At 53.3% G+C, this 19,991-nt stretch carries 7 protein-coding genes; all 7 read left to right on the top strand.

Going from position 1 to position 19,991, the window contains the following annotated elements; translation table 11 throughout:
* The first annotated feature begins 2 nt into the window (after window positions 1–2).
* Genes MKY48_RS29375 through MKY48_RS29345 form a run of 7 tightly spaced genes read left to right on the top strand, consistent with a single transcriptional unit; the run spans window position 3 to window position 19,986 of the window.
* Window positions 3–857, top strand: a complete 855-nt coding sequence (locus MKY48_RS29375; RefSeq protein ID WP_339268138.1) for a 3-hydroxyacyl-CoA dehydrogenase family protein — start codon at window positions 3–5, stop codon at window positions 855–857.
* Window positions 858–869: 12 nt separating this feature from the next.
* Entirely contained in the window at window positions 870–1,937 is a 1,068-nt protein-coding gene (locus MKY48_RS29370) for an HAD-IIIC family phosphatase (RefSeq protein ID WP_339268136.1), read from the top strand.
* Window positions 1,938–2,189, top strand: a complete 252-nt coding sequence (locus MKY48_RS29365) for an acyl carrier protein (protein WP_053491437.1) — start codon at window positions 1,938–1,940, stop codon at window positions 2,187–2,189. It abuts the gene before it with no gap.
* Window positions 2,190–2,192: 3 nt separating this feature from the next.
* Window positions 2,193–3,359: an acyl-CoA dehydrogenase family protein gene (locus MKY48_RS29360; protein WP_339268131.1), complete on the top strand. Its 1,167-nt coding sequence runs from the start codon at window positions 2,193–2,195 to the stop codon at window positions 3,357–3,359.
* Between the two features lie 18 nt (window positions 3,360–3,377).
* The gene (locus MKY48_RS29355) at window positions 3,378–12,605 is read left to right on the top strand and encodes an amino acid adenylation domain-containing protein (protein ID WP_339291776.1); all 9,228 of its coding nucleotides are present in this window, start codon (window positions 3,378–3,380) and stop codon (window positions 12,603–12,605) included.
* Between the two features lie 33 nt (window positions 12,606–12,638).
* Entirely contained in the window at window positions 12,639–15,266 is a 2,628-nt protein-coding gene (locus MKY48_RS29350; protein ID WP_339291775.1) for a non-ribosomal peptide synthetase, read from the top strand.
* On the top strand, window positions 15,259–19,986 hold the full coding sequence (locus MKY48_RS29345) for an SDR family NAD(P)-dependent oxidoreductase (protein WP_339268127.1): 4,728 nt from the start codon (window positions 15,259–15,261) through the stop codon (window positions 19,984–19,986). The genes MKY48_RS29350 and MKY48_RS29345 overlap by 8 nt, the downstream gene beginning before the upstream one ends.
* The last annotated feature ends 5 nt before the right edge of the window (window positions 19,987–19,991 follow it).

Below are 19,991 nucleotides of genomic sequence, written 5' to 3'. Positions count from 1 at the left end.
TCATGATACGAACCGTCGGAGTAGTCGGTGCGGGTGTAATGGGCAGTGACGTTGCTTTGGATCTGGCTTGCTATGGATACGAAGTGGTGCTCAAAGATATTAACGAAGATGTCTTGCATCAAGCTAAGGAGAAAATTAAGACGGATTTCCGGCTATTAAAGCTGGTCAAGCCTCAGGCGAAACAGCTTACCGTGGAGGACCTTCTGTCCCGGATTACCTTTACCACGGCTTATGATGACTTCGCACGCGTCCAGTTTGTTATTGAGAACGTGACAGAAGAATGGGGACTGAAAAAGGCGGTGTTTACGGAACTGTCCGAGGTGTGCGCCTTACAAACCACCTATGCCGTTAACACAAGCTGCATTTCCATTACGAAGGTTGGCTCGTTAATGCCAAGACCGGAGAATGTCATCGGCATGCATTTCATGAACCCCGTCCCGATGAAGGAACTGGTCGAAGTCATCCGGGGCGAGCATACATCGGACGAGACCGTTGCCTGCGGGGAGGAGTTTTTAAAATCGTTCGATAAAGTCCCGGTAGTGGTTAATGATTTTCCCGGTTTCGTAACGAATCGAGTCCTCATGCTGACGATTAACGAATGCGTTTGGACCGTGCAGGATGGAGTCGCAGAGCCGAAGGATGTTGATAAGATTTTCCGCCAGGGCTTCGGCCACAAAATGGGGCCGCTTGCTACATGTGATCTGATCGGTCTGGACACCATTCTTAATTCGCTGCTAGTTCTGCAGGACAGCTACAAGGATCCGAAGTTTCGGCCCTGCCCGCTGCTCGTCAAGATGGTGGATGCCGGTTACCTGGGCAAAAAATCAGGAAAAGGATTTTTCGATTACAGCAAGTAGGGAGGGATAACGATGAACAAAGCAGCGGACAAGCTAAAGGAAGTCAAATGCGTGATCTGGGATCTGGACAATACGATGTGGGACGGTATTTTGCTGGAGTCCGATGAGGTTAAGCTAAAGCCGCGCATGCGCGAGCTTCTCGCGGAACTGGATTCTCGCGGCATTCTGCAATCCATCGCAAGCCGCAATGATACGGAGCATGCGCTGGACAAGCTGAAGGAGTTCGGCATCGATACCTATTTCCTGTACCCCGAAATCAACTGGAATGCCAAATCAACGTCGATCGATAAAATACGCTTGAACTTGAACATCGGGATGGACACGATCCTATTCATCGACGATCAGCCCTTCGAACGGGATGAGGTCCTAAGCGTCCATCCAGAGGTAGAGTGTTTGGATGTGACGCCATACGAGACATTGCTCGGTCACCCGCGTCTCAATCCCCGGTTCATTACGGAAGATTCAAGACGTAGGCGGGCCATGTATCTGGAAGACATACTGCGCAAAAACGAGGAAGAATCGTTTGAGGGCCCCCAAGAAGCGTTTCTCAGCTCGCTCGGCATGCGCTTTGTCATTAGCGAGGCTAGAGAGGAGGACTTGAAACGGGCGGAGGAACTGACCATTCGCACGAATCAGCTGAATGCGACGGGTTATACGTACAGTTATGAGGAATTGGACAAGATCAGACGGTCGGATAATCATATCCTGCTCGTGTGCGAATTGACGGACAAATACGGCTCTTACGGCAAGATCGGGCTCGCTCTGATCGAATTGAAGGAAAGCTGCTGGCATCTGAAAATGCTGCTCATGTCCTGCAGAGTGATGTCTCGCGGAGTCGGTACCGTCATGCTCACGTATATCATGCAGCAGGCGAAGAATGAAGGGAAAGTACTTAGGGCCGACTTTAAACAGACGGACCGCAACAAGATGATGTATGTCACGTACCGTTTCGCTAGTTTCACGGAAATCTCCAATGACGGAGAAGGAAACATTCTGTTCGAGAACGATTTAAATCATATTCAACCGTTTCCGCCTTACATTGATGTGTTGGTAACGGTTGCTGGGAAGAGGGGTAACTAGATGGAAATCAAACAAAAAATCCGCAGTTTTATTGAAAGCAATCTGGTTGTATTTGAAGACGAGGCCGTGTTCACTGACGATGATCATATTTTTCAAAAGGGCTTCGTCAATTCGTTGTTCGCGATGAAACTCCTCAGCTACATCGAACAAGAATTCGGATTCACGGTCAGCAATGAGGATTTGGATATCGCTAATTTCAGCACGCTTAACAATATCGTAAAGCTAATCGAAAAGCATAAGCAGGAGGCCTAAGCGATGATTGGACAGACATGCGCGTCTGCTGCCCAAGTCGTAGAGGAGGCTAAAATTTTTGCCGATCGGGAAATCCGGCAGCTCGCAGGAGAAATCGATGTCAAAGGCGAGCTGCCCCGCACCTTGATTAACAAAATGGGGCAATTGGGATATCTGGCGGCCAGCTGGCCGGAGGAATATGGCGGTCTGGGGCTGGATCCTGTGGCATACGGACTGTTTACAGAGCAAATCGGCAAAGCTTGCTGCAACACGAGGGCTCTGATAACCGTTCAAACCTCACTGCTCGGAGAGACCATGCTGCGATTCGGCACAGAGGAACAGAAAAAATACTGGCTGCCACAGATGGCGCGGGCGGAGAAGCTGGGCGCGTTCGCCTTATCAGAACCAAATGTGGGCTCGGATGCTAAAAGCGTACAGACCACCTACCGTAAAGAAGGAAGCCATTATATTCTGAATGGCAGCAAAAAGTGGATTTCATTCGCCGCAATCGCTGATTTTTTCGTTGTGATCGCAGCTGATTCGGGCGGGCAAATCACCTCATTCATCGTAGAGCGCGAACGTGAAGGAGTGCATACAATCCCTATGCAAGGCATGCTCGGCAACCGGGGGGCTCACATTGCGGAGGTTCAGCTCAATGAAGTGAGAATTCCGGCGGAGAACGTGCTCGGCATCGTAGGCGGAGGCTTTACTTATATCGTATCCACCGCGCTTGATCATGGCAGATACAGCATTGCTTGGGCAGGAGCGGCAATTGCAGGCGAGGCGCTGGAAGCGATGGTAGCCTACTCGATGTCGCGGTCCCAATTCGGAGAGAAGCTGCACCAGTTCCAGTTGGTCAAAGGAATGATTGGGGACGCGGTCACCAAGGTTCATGCCGCCCGTACGCTTTGTATAGCCGCAGGTGAAATGCGAAAAGGCGGGGCGGCGGAAGCGGTTGACGAGACAGCGATCGCCAAATATTTTACATCGAAAGTTGCTGTTGAGGTCACGAACGATACGGTGCAAGTTCACGGCGGCAACGGCTGCCGCAGCGGCTTCCCTGCCGAGCGGTTATTTCGGGAAGCCAAAGTGCTGGAAATCATTGAAGGCACCAGCCAAATTCAGCAGCAGGTCATTTCTCAATACGGACTTCGCAAATATGCGGTAAAGAAGCAGGGGAAGTTCGAATAGAAAAGGATGGGTGAGAGTGTGAAGAAACCTCAGAAGCTGGACAAAAGCAATGTTGAAGATATTTTGGCATTGTCTCCTATGCAGTCCGGGATGCTGCTTCAATACTTGAGAGATCCCGAAACTACGCAGTATGTAGAGTTGATCGCACTTGCCGTCAGCGGGGAGCTGAAGCCCTCGTTGTTTGAACAGGCCTGGGCCTACGTTGTGCGGAGCAACGAGGCGCTGCGGTCTTTGTTCCGCTGGGAAGAGGTGAACCAGCCTGTTCAAATCGTGCTGCGGGAGCACCGTCCCATTATTCGTTATGAGGACTATTCCGATTATGACGAAAATGCTCAGGCTGGGCTGATTGCAGACCGGATTGCCGCCGATAAAAAGGAAAAATTCAAGCTGGATCAGGTGCCCTTCCGCTTGACGCTGTGTAAGCAGACCGAGCGCAAACACACCCTGCTAATGAGCTTTCACCATATCTTGTTCGATGGTTGGAGCACCGGAATCCTGTTGAAGGAATGGCGGAGCGCCTACCTGATGCTGGCGCAGGGGCAGGAGCCGAAGCGGCAGTACAAGCCGCACCTGAAGCAGTTTATCTCATTGCTGCAGCAGCAGGACAAGCAAACACAAGAGAACTACTGGAGCCAGTACTTGCATGACATGCAGAACCGGCCCATCGTTACGAGGAGTGCAAAAGCTTCAGGAATGCCGGACATGGCTGTATACACAGAACAACAGGGCAGCACCTTCACTGCCGGACTGCATCAGTGGGTCCGTTCCGAGGAAGTGACGCAGGCCGCTCTGTTCTATACGGCGTGGGGCATTCTGCTTCAGCACTATACTAATAGTGACGACGTATTGTTCGGTACTACGGTGTCAGGACGCAATACGATTATTCCCGGAATGGAGCACATGGTCGGCTTATTCATTAACACGCTGCCGTTTCGCATAACGGCGGGTCCGGATAAAATGATCCCCGAGCTCCTGGCCGAGGTGAATGCATCGATTCAAGCAAGCGAAGAGCATGCGAACACTTCCTTGACGGATATTAAAACATACGGAGGGCTCCGAGCTGAAGGTAGTCCGTTCGATACCCTAGTCGTAGTGGAGAATTATCCGCTGGATGAAGTGGTTACAAGCACCGACGGACCGCTTATTATTGAACCCCATCACATTGAGGAAGAGACCGAGTTCGATTTGACACTCCGCATTACCGTGGCCGAAGAGCTGGAATTAACCTTCTCATATAATAAACAGGCGTATCACGAGGATATGGTCAAGAAGCTTGCTCATCATTATCTCTATATTCTTGAACAAATCACACAAGCCCAAGTCCAGGTTACTACATACCGGGAGACCAGGCTTAAGGATATCGGGATTCTTACCCATGAAGAGCGGGAGCAAATTCTGTTATTCAACCTGACAACTTCAAATTATCCCAGTGAGAAAATGGTTCATGAGCTGTTCGAGGAACAGGTGCTGTTGTCCCCTGAGAGTACGGCTGTAACAGATGAGCATATATCCTATACCTATCGCGAGCTGAATGAGCAGGCTAACCGGATTGCTCGTTCGCTGCAGGCGAAAGGCATGGAAAGCGGCCAGATTGTGGGCTTGATGGCGAACAGATCCACAGAATTGGTTGCCGGAATCTTCGGCATTCTGAAAGCGGGAGGGGTCTATCTGCCGATTGATTCCGCGCATCCTGCCGAAAGGATCGCCTATATGCTGTCTGATGGCAATGTGCGCACAGTGCTGGCTTCACCGGGCCTTGAGGATCTGATACCGGAACATGCCCAGGTGCTGAAGCTGGACGAGGCGCTGCTTCATCTCGGCGAAGCGTCCGAGTTGCCTCAGGCAGGCAGTTCGGAACATCCGGCTTACGTCATGTATACATCCGGTTCGACCGGTAAGCCCAAAGGTGTCATTGTCGGGCACCGAGGAATTGTGAGGCTGGTTCGGAACACGAACCACGTCCAGTTCGAAGCGCATGACTGCGTCCTTCAGGCAGGAGCAATCGGCTTTGATGCTCTAACATTCGAGGTGTTCGGGGCGCTCTTGAACGGGGCTAGTCTGCATATTGCGGACAAGCATACGCTGCTTGACAATGCCAAACTGGATGCCTTTTTGCGTACGCGCGCAATATCGGGCGGACTGCTGACTCCGGCATTATTCAATCAGTTGGCCCAGCAGCGTCCAGACATGTTCGCCGGGATGCGGAACCTGGTCGTAGGCGGCGATGTACTCTCTCCGAAGCACATTGAGGCTGTTCGGCAAGCATGTCCTGGACTGACGATTTGGAACGCGTACGGTCCTACCGAAAACACGGTTATTTCCACCTGCTTCCGTATCGACCGTGAATTTAACGAGCATATTCCGATCGGGCCGCCTATCAGCAATTCTACGGCTTATATCGTCGACCGCTATGATAACCTGCTGCCGATCGGCATTCCCGGCGAGCTGATCGTCGGAGGTGACGGTGTTGCGCTCGGGTACTTGAATCGGCCGGATCTGACGGCGGAGAAATTTGTATCGGATCCCTTCCGCTTAAGCGGGAATATCTACAGGACAGGCGATATGGCGCGCTGGCTGGAAGACGGAACCATTGAATATATGGGACGAATGGACCAGCAAGTGAAAATCCGCGGCCACCGCGTCGAAATCGGTGAAATCGAGACGATGCTCCTGCAGCACAAATCAGTTCAAGAAGCAGCGGTAACGGTGCAACAACGGGGCGCTCAGACTGAGTTATGCGCCTACATAGCGGCTTGTGAGACGGTGTCTATATCTGACCTGCGGACATATCTTTCCGCAAAATTGCCCGATTACATGATACCGTCTCACATTGTCCATCTGGAACAGATACCGCTTACACCTAACGGAAAGCTGGACCGCAAGGCACTGCCTGCGCTTGCGGAGGCTCCCCGCGAGGTTCAGGAAGCTGCGATGCCGAGGACAGAGCTGGAGAATCTGATTGCAGACGCCTGGAAAGCCGTGCTTGAGCTGGACCGCATCGGTATCCACGATAAGTATTTTGAAGTAGGCGGCAATTCGATTAGCCTCATCCAACTGCAGAGCAGACTGCAAAGACAGCTTAAGCGTGAGATTTCAATCGTCACGCTGTTCCAATACCCCACCGTGTATGAACTGGCTGTGCATTTGGCAGGCGAAACGGAACGATCAGCAGAACGGAAGAGCGAGAGTGCAGCACCCACTAGGAAGAACGAGCAGCCTTCCCCGGCACAACCCGGCCGTACGAAGCACGAGAATGAAGGCAGCCGGGATATTGCAGTTATTGGTTTGGCCGGCAGATTCCCTGGCGCACGAAATATCAGTGAGTTTTGGAGCAATTTGCAGCAGGGCAGAGAGTCGATCTCCTTTTTTTCGGATGACGAACTGGCAGAGTATGGATTTGACCGCCAGCTTTTGGAGCGGCCTGAGTTTGTCAAAGCAAAGGGCGTGCTGGATGAGATGGACCACTTCGATCCGGCCTTCTTTGGTTATACTCCGGATCAGGCGGCGATGATGGATCCTCAAGTTCGCCTGCTGCACGAATGCGCGTGGCATACGCTGGAGGATGCCGGCTGTGACCCGCAGCGACATGTTGGGTCTATCGGGCTGTTTGCCGGGGTTACGAACAATTTCCACTGGCTGTCGCAGCTGTCTGACCGCCTGCACGGGAGTTTATCGGATATGTTTGAGGTTGATTCGCTGAATGATTCGTATACGGTCAGCACTCGTATTTCGCATAAGCTGAATTTGAAAGGTCCTGCGATTAGTTTGCAAACGGCCTGTTCTACCTCACTGGTAGCTGTACATTTGGCTTGCCAGTCTATTCTTAACGGGGACTGCGATCTGGCTCTGGCCGGAGGCGCGTCGATCGTGCTCCCTCATAAATCGGGTTATCTGTATCAGGAAGGAATGGTAAAGTCACCGGACGGTCATTGCCGCACCTTCGATGCCAAAGCAAAGGGAACGATAGGCGGAGATGGTGTCGGATTCGTGGCGCTCAAATCGCTCGAGGCAGCTATCACAGATGGTGACCGGATTTATGCGGTAATCAAAGGCTCGGCTATCAACAATGACGGCAGTCGCAAGGTCGGTTATACGGCGCCAAGCGTACAGGGCCAAGCTGATGTTATCGCCAGAGCTCAAGAAGCCGCAGGAGTTCCAGCCGAAAGTATCACTTACGTTGAGGCGCACGGATCGGGAACTACGCTTGGCGATCCGATCGAGATCGAGGCGTTGACGAAGGCATTCCGGACGGACAAGACCGGCTTCTGCCGCATAGGCTCCGTAAAAACGAACATAGGACATCTGGATGCCGCAGCAGGGGTGGCGGGTTTGATCAAGACGGCGCTGGCGCTTCATCATAAACAGCTTCCGCCCAGCCTGCATTATGAGACCCCGAATCCGAATATTGATTTCGCGAACAGTCCTTTCGTAGTCAATACCGGCCTGGCCGATTGGCGCAACGATGATTATCCGCTGCGCGCGGGAGTCAGTTCCTTCGGAATAGGTGGAACGAATGCCCACGTCGTCATGGAAGAGGCGCCTATACAGGGAGCCACCGGGAAGGGACGGACCCATCAGGTGCTGGTATTGTCCGCACAGACACCGGATGCACTCGATTCGATGACAGCCAATCTAGGCGTCTATCTCAAGGAGCATCCTTCAGAGAATCTGGCCGATATTGCGTATACCTTGCAGACCGGCCGGCGTCCCTTCAGATACCGGCGCCTGCTCTCCTGCAGCACGGTTGAGGAAGCGATAGCAGCACTGACGCCTGCTGCTGACAGGGCAAGCTTCGATGCACGGAAAGTAATCTCCGGCACGACCGGGGAGGAGCGCGGTTCAATCGTGTTCATGTTCTCCGGGCAAGGATCGCAATATATCAACATGGGGAAGGGCTTGTATGAGACCGAGCCCGTGTTCCGAGAAGAGATGAACCACTGCTTCCGTCTGTATCTCGACATTACCGGCTCTGATATGAAGGTAATGCTGTACCCGGATGCAGACGCAGAGACTGCGGAAGCGTCCCTTCAATTAAATCAGACTAAACATATCCAGCCTGCCATGCTTATGCTCGAATTTGCGCTCGCGCGTCTTCTCCTGTCATGGGGAGTGAAGCCGGATGCGATGATAGGTTACAGCTTCGGCGAGTATGCTGCCGCTTGCCTCGCCGGCGTCATGTCACTGGAAGAGGCGATGCGTCTCATCATACTGCGCGGAGAGCTTATGCATCAGGTGCCGCCAGGCGGGATGCTCAGCGTGCCTCTTCCTGAGCAAGATATCAAACCCCTTCTTAGCGGCTCCATATCACTGGCGGTCGTCAACGGGCCTTCCTGCATTGTATCCGGCCCAGAAGAAGAAATCGCCGCATTCGAACAGCAGATGAAGGCGGGCAAATTCGTTTGTATGAGATTGCCGATGTCAACGGCTGCTCATTCTTCGCTTCTTCACGAAGTGGCGGAGCCGTTCGCCGAAGCCGTCCGACAGGTCCGTTTGAATCCGCCCCAAATACCGTATATCTCTACAACGACGGGCAATTGGATAACGGATGAAGAAGCGACAGACCCGGGTTATTGGACTCGGCACATGACGGATACCGTTCGTTTTGCGGATGGGATTGAGCGGCTTGCAGAGCAGCAGGGCAGGCTGTTCGTGGAAATCGGTCCGGGGCAGGATTTGACACTCTTGGCGCGTCGCTACATCGATACAGAGCGCGGACAGCAGGCACTAAACCTTATGCCGCCTGAGCATAGCAGTATACCGGACACCTCCCTGCTCGTTAACCGGATCGGGAGAGTGTGGCTCTACGGCCAGTCCGTCGATTGGAGAGCATTTCATGGAGAAGAACCGCGACGGCGTATCTCTCTACCTCTTTATCCGTTTGCCGGGCAGCGCTATTGGATCGAGTCTGCTGCCGGTACTTCACTGCCGGTGGGCAGCGCTAAGAACAAGATTCAGGGCGCGGGCGGGAAGGTGGCCAAGCTGCCCGACATGTCCGACTGGTTCTATGTACCGACATGGAAAAAAGAACAGCTGCTTCCTTGCTCCTCCGGCATGAACGCAAAAATTGCCAGAAACTGGCTTGTATTTGCCGATGAAAACGGCTTGTCCGCCGATATTATGCAGTCTATAGCCGAGTACGGAGGGCAAATTGTTTTCGTTAGAGCGGGCGAGCACTACGAACGGGTCACAGCTCATCAATATATCGTGAATCCGCAAAATGAACATCATTATATGAAACTTTTTGCGGATCTGGAAGCCGGGGGAACCTCGCCTGACCTGCTGCTTCACGCTTGGGGAATTTCCGCTCCATCCTCTTGTGACAGCGGTGCATCTTGGCTGACTGCCACACAGGAACGTGGATACTACAGCTTGTTATACACGGGCAAGGCACTGAAAAAACAAGCTTCAGGTCATGAAATACACATGTGGGTGCTGACGGATCATATGCACGCTATTGCCGGCGAATCTGTCCTGTATCCTGAGAAAGCGACGGTACTTGGACCATGCCGGGTTATTCCGCAAGAATTACCTAACATTCATTGTCACAGTATCGATATTAACCTGCCGGAAGCGGGAAGCTGGCAGAGAGACAGGCTGATCCGCCGCCTGCTGGACGAGTTCGGCGCTGCCCGGTTTGAATTGGCGGCTGCCTATCGCGATAACGAACGCTGGGTTCTCGGTTATGAGCCCGTTAAAATAGCGGAACCTGAAGCGGAAGCATCGGGACTCCGTCAAGGCGGCGTTTATTTGATCACGGGCGGATTAGGATATATCGGCCAGGTTCTCGCAGGTCATTTGGCCCGAAGCGTACAGGCGAAGCTTGTCTTCACCACCCGCTCATCATTCCCGACCAATGACAAATGGGAACAGTGGCTTGCCGAACACGGCCCTGAGAATACCGTCAGTGTCCAGATTGGCAAGCTGAAGCAGCTCGAATCCCAGGGAGCCGAGGTACTTGTGTTAACGGCGAACTCGTCGGACTTAGAGCAAATGAAGGAGGCTGTCCGGCAAATCGAGTCAGTGTTCGGTTCCTTAAACGGAGTTATCCATACAGCGGGTATGACTGGGGAAGCGGCATTTAGGATGCTGGAGGAGACAGACGAGGAATTAAGCGAACAGCATTTCCAAGCAAAGCTGTATGGACTCTATGTTCTGGATCGAGTGTTGGCTGACAAGGAGCTTGATTTCTGCCTGCTGGCCTCGTCGCTGTCTCCGATGCTGGGCGGATTAGGCTTTACCGCCTATTCAGCAGCGAACCATTTTATGGATGCCTATGTACACGATCGCAACCGTCGTCTGAGCACGGCTTGGACCAGTGTCAACTGGGACGGTTGGCAGCTGGAGAAAGAGCAGACGATTCATGGGCAGGCGGGCGCTTCGATATCCGAGCTGCTCATTGCGCCAGAAGAGGGGATCGAGCTGCTGAGGCGCGTGTTGTCGGTCCGGGAAGCAGGCCAGATCGTCCTGTCGACCGGCAGCTTGCAGGATCGGATCGACAAGTGGGTGAAACGGACGGCTCAAGAAGAGGCATCCCTACCACAGGGAGACGGCGGCTTTTATACCCGTCCCGCATTGTCCGGTGAATATATCGCTCCCGTAACTGAATTGGAACGCAAGCTCTGCGGAATGTGGGAGCAATTCTTTCGGATAGACCGGATCGGGGTGCTGGATGATTTCTTCGAATTGGGCGGAGATTCGCTCAAGGCAATTACAGTCGTAACCGGGATTCATAGAGAAATGAAGGTGGAAATCAGCTTGCCCGCCTTTTTCAATATGCCGACGATCCGGCAGCTTGCCGCCTTTATCGATGAGGCGGAACAGAGTACCTACCATGATATCGAAAAGGCCTCAATCCGCGAATATTACGAGTTATCCTCTGCGCAGAAGCGTCTGTATCTGATCCAGCAGATGGAGAAGGGACATACGGGATATAACGAAATTGTCGCCGGCATTTTAAAAGGCAAGCTGGACAAAGCTCGTATGGAAGCGGTACTCCGGCAGCTGATAAAGCGTCATGAAAGCTTGCGTACTTCATTTGAATTGGTTAACGGCTTGCCCATGCAGAAAATCAACGAAACCGTCGAGTTCGAGGTTGAATATGCGGACTTCAGCGGCGAAATTGAGCCGGGGACATCGGACGCTGGACTCCTTGATGAGGAAGGGGAAACGGCTGCGAAAATCCGCGAAATAGTGGCGAAGTTCGTGCGGCCCTTTGACTTAACCCGGGCGCCTTTGATGCGCGCCGGACTGATCAAGCTTGAGGATGAGCGGCATGTGTTGATGGTGGATCTTCATCATATCGTGTCGGACGGTTTATCACAGGACATATTCGTTAACGATTTTATGGCCCTGTATGCTGGCCGTGACTTGCCCGAGCTTGAGCTGCAGTATAAGGACTTTTCAGAATGGCAGAACCGGATGAAAGAAACGGAAGAGCAGCAACGGCAGGGAGAATTCTGGCTAAATCAGCTGCAGGAAGCTCCCCGGCTAGCTCTGCGCACGGATTATCCGCGCCCAGAGGCAAGAAATTTCGCTGGCAGTCGAGTCCATTTTGATCTGAGTACGGAGCAGACCCAAGCTTTGAAGTCGCTCTGCCTGAAGGAAGATGTAACGTTGTTCATGACGCTGCTCGCCGCTTACAACCTGCTTCTCTCCAAAGTTTGTGTACAACAAGACATCGTTGTAGGGACCCCGATTATCGGCCGCAAACAGCAGGCTTTGCATCTTATTATCGGCAAGTTCGTTAACATGCTTCCGCTGCGTAATCAATTGGATGAAGAAATGAGCTTCAGTGCTCTTCTCCAAACTGTGCGGAGCACAACCTTGGATGCATTTGCTAATCAGGACTACCAGTTTGAAGAAATGGTTCAGCAGTTGGGTCAGGACCGTGATTTGGCCCGTAATCCAGTATTTGATGTTGTATTCGCGCTTCAGAATATGCAGAACCCTGAGATGAGCATTCCGGGCCTGAAGATGGAGCCATTCCCGTTCGTTCACGATGCCTCTCATTTCGATTTATCTCTGATTGCGGAGGAGGACGGGGAAAGACTGTCCTTCAAGTTTGAATACAGTACACGCTTATTCCTTAGAGACACGATTGTGCGTTATGCAGGTTATATGCAGGATATTATATCCGGTGTTCTGGCAGATCCGGACAAGAAGCTGAAGGACATCACGATTGCTCATCATTTATCTGAGCCCGAACCTGTCTATCTTGCCGGAGCCCGGGGAGATTTCGGACTATGAGTGAAAGCCGGAGGAAGAAAGGGAGGAATAGGGATGGGGCTTGAAAATCGTTTGGACCGACTGGCAGTGGCAGCTTCTCAAAAGAGCAAGGAACGGGATTACTGGTTGTCCGCATTGTCCGGAGAATATGACAAAAGCGGGTTTCCTGGCGATTATACGCGCGGAACAGGGGTGACGGTTGAATATGCTTCGTTTTCCTTCCCGCAGGAGCTGGCGGACCGCCTGTTGCAAGTCAGCAACGGATCGGATTCAAAGCTTCATGTCGTACTATCTGCTGCACTCGCCGTTTTGCTGGCCAAAATGTCCAATCGCAGTGTCGTTACGCTAGGGACTCCGATCTATAAGCAGAAGGAAGAGGCCGAATTTATCAATTCCGTACTGCCTTTGCGGATTAAGATCGATCACTCACTCTCGTTCAGACAATGTCTTCTTCACACGCAAGATACGGTTGTGGCAGCAGTGGATCATCAGAGCTATCCGATGGAGATGGTGGCGGAACAGTTGGCGCTTCAAACGGATGATCCCATCGCACATCCGTTATTCGAGGCGGCATTGCTGCTCGACAACATTCATGAAGAGCGTTATTTCCGGAATGTGAAATGGACTACGTTGTTTTCTTTTTGCAGGGAGCAAGACCGCATCAGCGGTACGGTTCAATATAACGCACAGCTCTACCGCAGCGACACGATAGATAAACTTGTCTCGCGTTACACACTTCTGCTGCGGGAGACGCTGGCGAATCCGGATCTTCCGCTGAACAGCATCGACATACTGCTGCCGGGGGAGAGAGAGGATCTTCTCGGCCCTCTGGCCGGCAGTCCAGCCGAGTTTCTTGAACATAAGACCGTTCAGCAGTGGTTTGAAGAGCAGGCTGCACGGACCCCGCATGCGCCTGCCATCGTTAACCAGGGGCAGTACATGACGTATGGTGAGCTGAATGAGAAGGCCAACCAGCTCGCCCGGGTACTGAGGACTGAAGGAATCGGGGCGGGTGACATCGTAGGCATGCTGTTTGCGCCTTCCGCTGACATGATGCTTGGTATGATGGCCGTCCTTAAAGCCGGCGGTGCTTTCCTGCCGATAGACCCGGATTATCCCGACGAGCGCATAACGTACATGCTGGAAGACAGCCGCGCACAAGTGGTGCTGACACAACAGGCTTTTATCGGCAGAATGAGAGGCCGCAAGACGCTGTGTCTGGATGATGAAGAGTTGTTTGCCGACGAAGCAGGTAATTTGGCATTAGAGAGCACATCGGATGATCTGGCCTATGTTATCTATACATCCGGGTCAACAGGACAGCCGAAAGGTGTCATGATTGAGCACCGTTCGCTTGTCAATCTGGCCTTCTGGCACAATCGCACTTTTGGTGTAACAACATTGGATCGCAGCATTAAGTATGCCGGTTTCGGATTTGACGCTTCGGTGTGGGAAGTGTTTCCCTATCTGCTTGCAGGGGCATGCATTCACATCGTGCCATCCGAGATCAGACTGGATGCAAACAAACTGGATGATTTTTTCACAGAGAACGGCATTACCATCGCCTTCTTGCCGACTCTGATGTGCGAGCAGTTCATGGATTTGCCAGACCGGGAACAGACCCCACTGCGGATCTTGTTAACAGGCGGCGATCGGTTGAAGCGGTATAAGCCTTGCAACTACAGGCTGTTCAACAATTACGGTCCTACTGAGAATGCGGTCGTGACTACGTTCACCGAAATTAAGCCGGACAACGGAGGCATTCCGATCGGGCGGCCGGTCGATAATGCCAAGGTTTATATATTAGACGCTAATTTTCAGCTGCTTCCACCAGGATTGCCTGGCCAAATCTGCGTTTCGGGTGCGGGTCTGGCTCGCGGTTATCTCGGTCGACCGGAGCTGACAGCAGAGAAATTCGTCCCTCACCCGTTCGCTCCCGGAGAGCGCCTGTATTTGACGGGTGATCTGGGACGCTGGCTTCAAGACGGAACACTGGAGTACTTGGGCCGACAGGACGACCAGGTCAAGGTACGGGGATATCGCATAGAGCCCGGTGAGATCGAAGCTCTGCTGCGGCGTCACGAGGAAGTTCGCGAAGCTGTAATCCGCATCATGGAAGATGAGAGCGGGCAGAACTTCTTATGCGCGTACTATACCGGGCCGGATGATCTCTCCGCTGCTAAACTTCGGGAGCATCTCTCCGGGCAGCTGCCCGCTTATATGATTCCGGCCTATTTTGTCTACCTGAATGAGCTTCCTGTAACGGCAAACGGCAAACTGGATATGAAAGCATTACCTGATCCGAAAGCTCATGTTCATACTGGCAAGAAATACGTGGCACCACAGGGTGAAACAGAGAACACACTGGTCCGGATCTGGGCCGAGGTTTTGGCGGTTAGCGAAGACAAAGTCGGGGTACAGGATACGTTTTTCGACCTGGGAGGCAACTCATTTCAGCTGGTCCAGGTAGTCAATATGCTGAAGGAAACCTTCGGGCATGACATTCCAGTACCCGTTATGTTCCAGTACACTACGGTCTCGGCGCTCGGCGGCTATCTACAGAGGATGGACAATGGGGAGGCTCCAATGCCCCAAGATATGGCCGACAACGAAGAGATGGATGCGGGATTCGAAACCATGGAACAGACGATGCTGATTCTGGAGGGAGCGCATGATGACTAAAAGCAAACATTCACAAACGGCTACCGGGCTGGAAATCGCTGTGATTGGCATGGCGGGCCGGTTTCCCGAAGCGCGAAATATAGAGGAGTACTGGGATAATCTGAGAAACGGCAAGGAATCGATCCATTTCTTCTCCGATAGCGAACTTGAGGCGGCAGGCGTCGATCCCGAACTGATTCGAAATCCCAGATATGTAAGAGCGAAAGGGCTCGTACCGGATGCGGAATGGTTTGATTCTGATTTTTTTGATTATTCCCCGCGCGAGGCTGAAGTCATTGATCCGCAGCTGCGGATCTTCCATGAGTGCGCCTATGAAGCGTTGGAGCATGCGGGCTACGACACGGAGCAGACAAACGGCGCTATCGGTCTGTACGCAGGGGCATCATCGAGTATTTACTGGCAGCTAGTGGCCATGCTCTCGCGCAGCGAGAGCACAGCCGAGCAGTTCGCCGCACTGGCTTTGTCGGACAAAGATTTCTTGAGCACGCGTATTGCCCACAAGCTGAATTTAAAAGGCACGAGTGTGAACGTCGATTCTGCTTGCTCCACCTCCCTGCTGGCCATTCACCTGGCCTGCCGAGCACTGCTTACGGGCGAATGCAGGATAGCGTTAGCCGGCGGAGTTACCGTAACGGTACCCCGGACGGAAGGTTATTTATACGAGGAAGGTATGGTGAGCTCGCCGGATGGCCATTGCCGTGCTTTCGCTTCAAATGCCAAGGGAACCGTCGGCGGCGAAGGGGCGGGTGTCGTTGTGCTGAAGCCGCTTAAGCAGGCATTAGCCGACGGAGACGCTATTTATGCGGTTATTAAGGGCTCGGCGGCGAACAATGACGGTACGCGTAAAATGGGTTACTCCGCTCCCAGTGTAGAGGGACAGGCTGAGGTAATCCGCGCGGCGCAGCGGATGAGCCGGGTCACTCCGGAGAGTATCAGCTATATCGAAGCGCACGGTACCGGTACAGCGCTGGGCGATCCGGTCGAGATCGAAGCGCTTAAGCTGGCTTTCCAGACGGACAAAACAGGGTTCTGTCGGATCGGCTCCGTCAAGACGAACATCGGCCACTTAAATAGCGCCGCCGGGGTTGCGGCGTTCATCAAAACGGTGCTGGCGCTTATGCACAAGCAGCTTCCGCCGAGCTTACATTTCGATAAGCCTAATCCCAAAATCGATTTTGCCAGCAGTCCGTTTATCGTCAATACAGAGCTCACGAGCTGGACGAGCGAGCAGCACCCGCTGAGAGCCGGCGTGAGCTCGTTCGGTATCGGTGGAACCAATGTGCATGTGGTGCTCGAAGAAGCACCTCCCCGGGCGGAAGAAACGAAAGGGAGAGATTCACAGCTGCTCCTATTGTCCGCAAAAACGGAATCAGGACTTGAACAAGCTACAGCCCGCTTACGCGAGTATTTACGGGCTAATCCAGGTCTTTCTCTACCCGATGCGGCCTACACACTGCAGATCGGCCGCAGGGCATATAAGCATAGGCGCATGCTCGTAAGTTCTTCTGCGGAGGAAGCGCTGGAGCTGTTGGGCAGCCTGCCTCCGGAACGGGTTTACAGCCTTGTTGGCGATAATGAACAGCCCAGGCTCGTATTTATGTTCCCTGGACAAGGCGCGCAGTATGTCAACATGGGACTGGATCTGTACAACCATGAGCCGGAATTCCGCGAAGCAGCCGACCGGTGCTTTGCCATTATCCGTCCGTTGATGGACGTTGATTTAAAAGATTTGATGTATCCCGCCGGTAGCGAAGCGGCCGGTGATCATAGTGATCGCTTGAAGCAGACGGACGTGACACAGCCGGTCATGTTTATATTCTCCTATGCGCTGGCAAATCTGCTGATCGGATGGGGGCTGAAGCCTGCCTCCATGATCGGACACAGCGTCGGAGAATATGTGGCCGCTTGTCTGGCAGGAGTATTGACGGTAGAAGATGCGCTGGAGCTGGTCGTGCTGCGGGGTAAACTTATGCACAGCCTGCCGGAGGGAGCGATGTTAAGCGTACCCTTACCTGAGCAGGAACTCATACCGTTCATGAACGAAGGCTTATCGATTGCGGCAGTTAACGGTCCGGTGATGTGCGTCGTATCGGGATCTCATGAGGTGATAGAGCTTTTGGAAGAAAAGCTGACCCGGAAAGGGCAGGCCTGCACAAGACTGCATACGTCACATGCCTTTCACTCCGCCATGATGGAACCGGCAATGGAGCCGTTTCGCCAGAAGTTAAGAGGGATGGAGCTGCAGGCCCCGGGCATACCATATATTTCAAATGTAAGCGGAGGCTGGATTGCGAAGGAAGAAACAGTCGATCCCGATTACTGGGTCCGGCATTTGCGCGGGACCGTACGCTTTGCCGACGGTCTTCGCGAGCTGCTGCATGACGATAAGGCCGTATTTGTGGAAGTCGGTCCCGGCAACACATTAAGCGCATTCGTGCGTCGGCATCCCGACAAGAAGGAGCGGCACGCCGTCATCAATCTTGTTCGGCATGTGAAGGAGCAAGTGCGTGACGACTATTATTTGCAGCAGCAGGTGGGACGCATGTGGCTGGAAGGAGCTCGCCCTGATTGGAAAACATTCCATGCGCATGAACAGCGCCGGCGGATAGCTCTGCCGACGTATCCGTTTGAGCGCAAGCGTTATTGGGTTGATCCGCCGTTTGATACGGATGTTCTAAAGCAAGGTCTTGTCCGCAAGGAAGCGAAGGAATCAAGACCCCAAAGCGTTGCCGGAGTTAAAAAGAATGCTGTACGGGAGTGGCTGTACACGCCAATCTGGGAACGTTCCCTGTTAAACGAAGAGGCAGTTGCGGCTGCGGGCATGAAACCCAAGACCTCTTGGCTATTTTTTGCGCCAGAGCATGGCATTTGTTCCCGGCTGGCAGCGGGGTTACAGCAAGCCGGTCATGGCATCGTTTCGGTTTATCCATCCGATTCGTTTGCTAAGCTGGATGATCAAGCGTACGGGATCGATCCGGGGCAGCAAGAGCATTATACCCGACTGCTGCAGAATTTGAAGGAAGCCGGCACCATGCCGGAGCGCATTGTTCATGCCTGGCTGACGGGGGAGAGCGTACATACCGAAGGGTGGACCGCTTCCCGCAGCGCAAGGGTACTGGCTAATGGTTATTTCAGCCTTATTGCACTGGCTCAGGCGATTGGGACTTGCGGACTGCAGGAAGAGCTGCAGCTTACGGTCATAACGTCCGGTATGCAAGAGGTGACAGGAGATGAGCGGCTGCTGCCGGAACAAGCAGCGGTGCTTGGGGCATGTCTGGTTATTCCGCAGGAATACGGCAATGTGCGCTGTCGCAGCATCGATATTGCGGATTCGCTCGGGCAGGAGGTTTCTGAACATCGGCAGCAAGCGCTATTGGGCCGATTACAAGCCGAATTAACCGCTTTTCCAGCGGATATTTTCGTCGCGTATCGCGGTTGGAACCGCTGGGTGCAGACATACATTCCAATTCCGGTTCCTGCCGCTGTCGAAGAGAATTTCGGTCTCAGAGAAGAGGGGGTATACCTGATTACCGGAGGCTTGGGCGGTATAGGAATGACCTTGGCGGAGCATCTGGCGAAGAGTGTGAGGGCTAAGCTCATACTTGTCAGCCGATCGGGAATAGGGGAAGAAGCGGACTGGCGTCAATGCGTCGAACATACGGCAGACGAAACTCAGGCGATTCAGCTGAAAAAGCTCGAGGAGCTGGAGTTGTACGGGGCCGAGGTACTGGTCTGCAAAGCGGATGTAAGCAATGAGCAGCAAATGGAGCAGGCCGTAGCCCGGGCGGTCGACCGCTTCGGAACGATTCATGGCGTTATCCACGCGGCCGGCACGGCGGATGGTGCGCTCATCCAGCGGCGGACTTGGGAGATTGAAGAACGTGCATTGACGGCCAAGGTGAACGGTACGCGTGTCCTCGAGCGAGTGCTGGCGGGAAGGAAGCTGGACTTCCTCGTATTGTGTTCTTCTCTGACCAGTGTGCTGGGCGCCTTGGGCCAAGCGGGGTACTGCGCAGCCAATGCGTTTCTCGATGCTTACGCCTACCGTAAACGCTCGCTGGACAATACGCATGTCGTCGCGATTGATTGGGACGGGTGGCAGACTGTCGGAATGGCCGCTGCGGCTGAGCAAGAAGTCGCCATTGCTGCAGCGCAAGCGGGAGTGTCCACACAAGGCCCGGACAAGCAGACCCGGTTGTTCCCTGAGGAAGGAATCGCTGTTTTCCGGTATGCACTGGCTTGCGGTCTGCCTCAGGTAACGGTATCGACGACGGATTTGAGCTTGCGGCTGCATGCCGCCCGCACTTCATCCCTGCAATCCCTAGTGGACGGGGAGATGAGCGGCATATCCCGCACAACGGCACGTTCCGAGGTCAGCACGTCGTTTGCGCCTCCGGAGGACGAACTGGAGCAGACTTTAGCCCAGCTTTGGCAGGACTATCTGGGTATTGATCAAGTCGGCCTGCATGATAACTTCTTCGAGCTGGGGGCTACCTCGCTCGATATTATTCAAATGAACTCCAAGCTCCAACGTTCACTTCAGCAGGAAGTGTCAGTGGTTGACATGTTCAGCCATCCGACCATTTATGCACTCGCTGGGTTGCTGAGAAGATTACAAGCGGGAACCGGTCAGCAGGAAGAGACAGCGGACCGCACAGAACTGATACAGGACGGAAAGCACAGGCTGCAGAAGCGGCTGCAAAAAAGGAATAGAACGTGAAGGAG

This window comes from Paenibacillus sp. FSL W8-0187, assembly GCF_037969755.1.
Taxonomy (GTDB): domain Bacteria; phylum Bacillota; class Bacilli; order Paenibacillales; family Paenibacillaceae; genus Paenibacillus_AQ.
Note: the sequence above shows the minus strand (reverse complement) of the source record. Positions and strands in the feature narration are given on the sequence as shown.

Excerpts from the sequence above, each read along its gene's own strand:
- MKY48_RS29360 (WP_339268131.1), top strand. The coding sequence starts at position 2,193 with ATGATTGGACAGACATGCGCGTCTGCTGCCCAAGTCGTAGAGGAGGCT.
- MKY48_RS29345 (WP_339268127.1), top strand. The coding sequence starts at position 15,259 with ATGACTAAAAGCAAACATTCACAAACGGCTACCGGGCTGGAAATCGCT.
- MKY48_RS29370 (WP_339268136.1), top strand. The coding sequence starts at position 870 with ATGAACAAAGCAGCGGACAAGCTAAAGGAAGTCAAATGCGTGATCTGG.
- MKY48_RS29375 (WP_339268138.1), top strand. The coding sequence starts at position 3 with ATGATACGAACCGTCGGAGTAGTCGGTGCGGGTGTAATGGGCAGTGAC.
- MKY48_RS29365 (WP_053491437.1), top strand. The coding sequence starts at position 1,938 with ATGGAAATCAAACAAAAAATCCGCAGTTTTATTGAAAGCAATCTGGTT.
- MKY48_RS29350 (WP_339291775.1), top strand. The coding sequence starts at position 12,639 with ATGGGGCTTGAAAATCGTTTGGACCGACTGGCAGTGGCAGCTTCTCAA.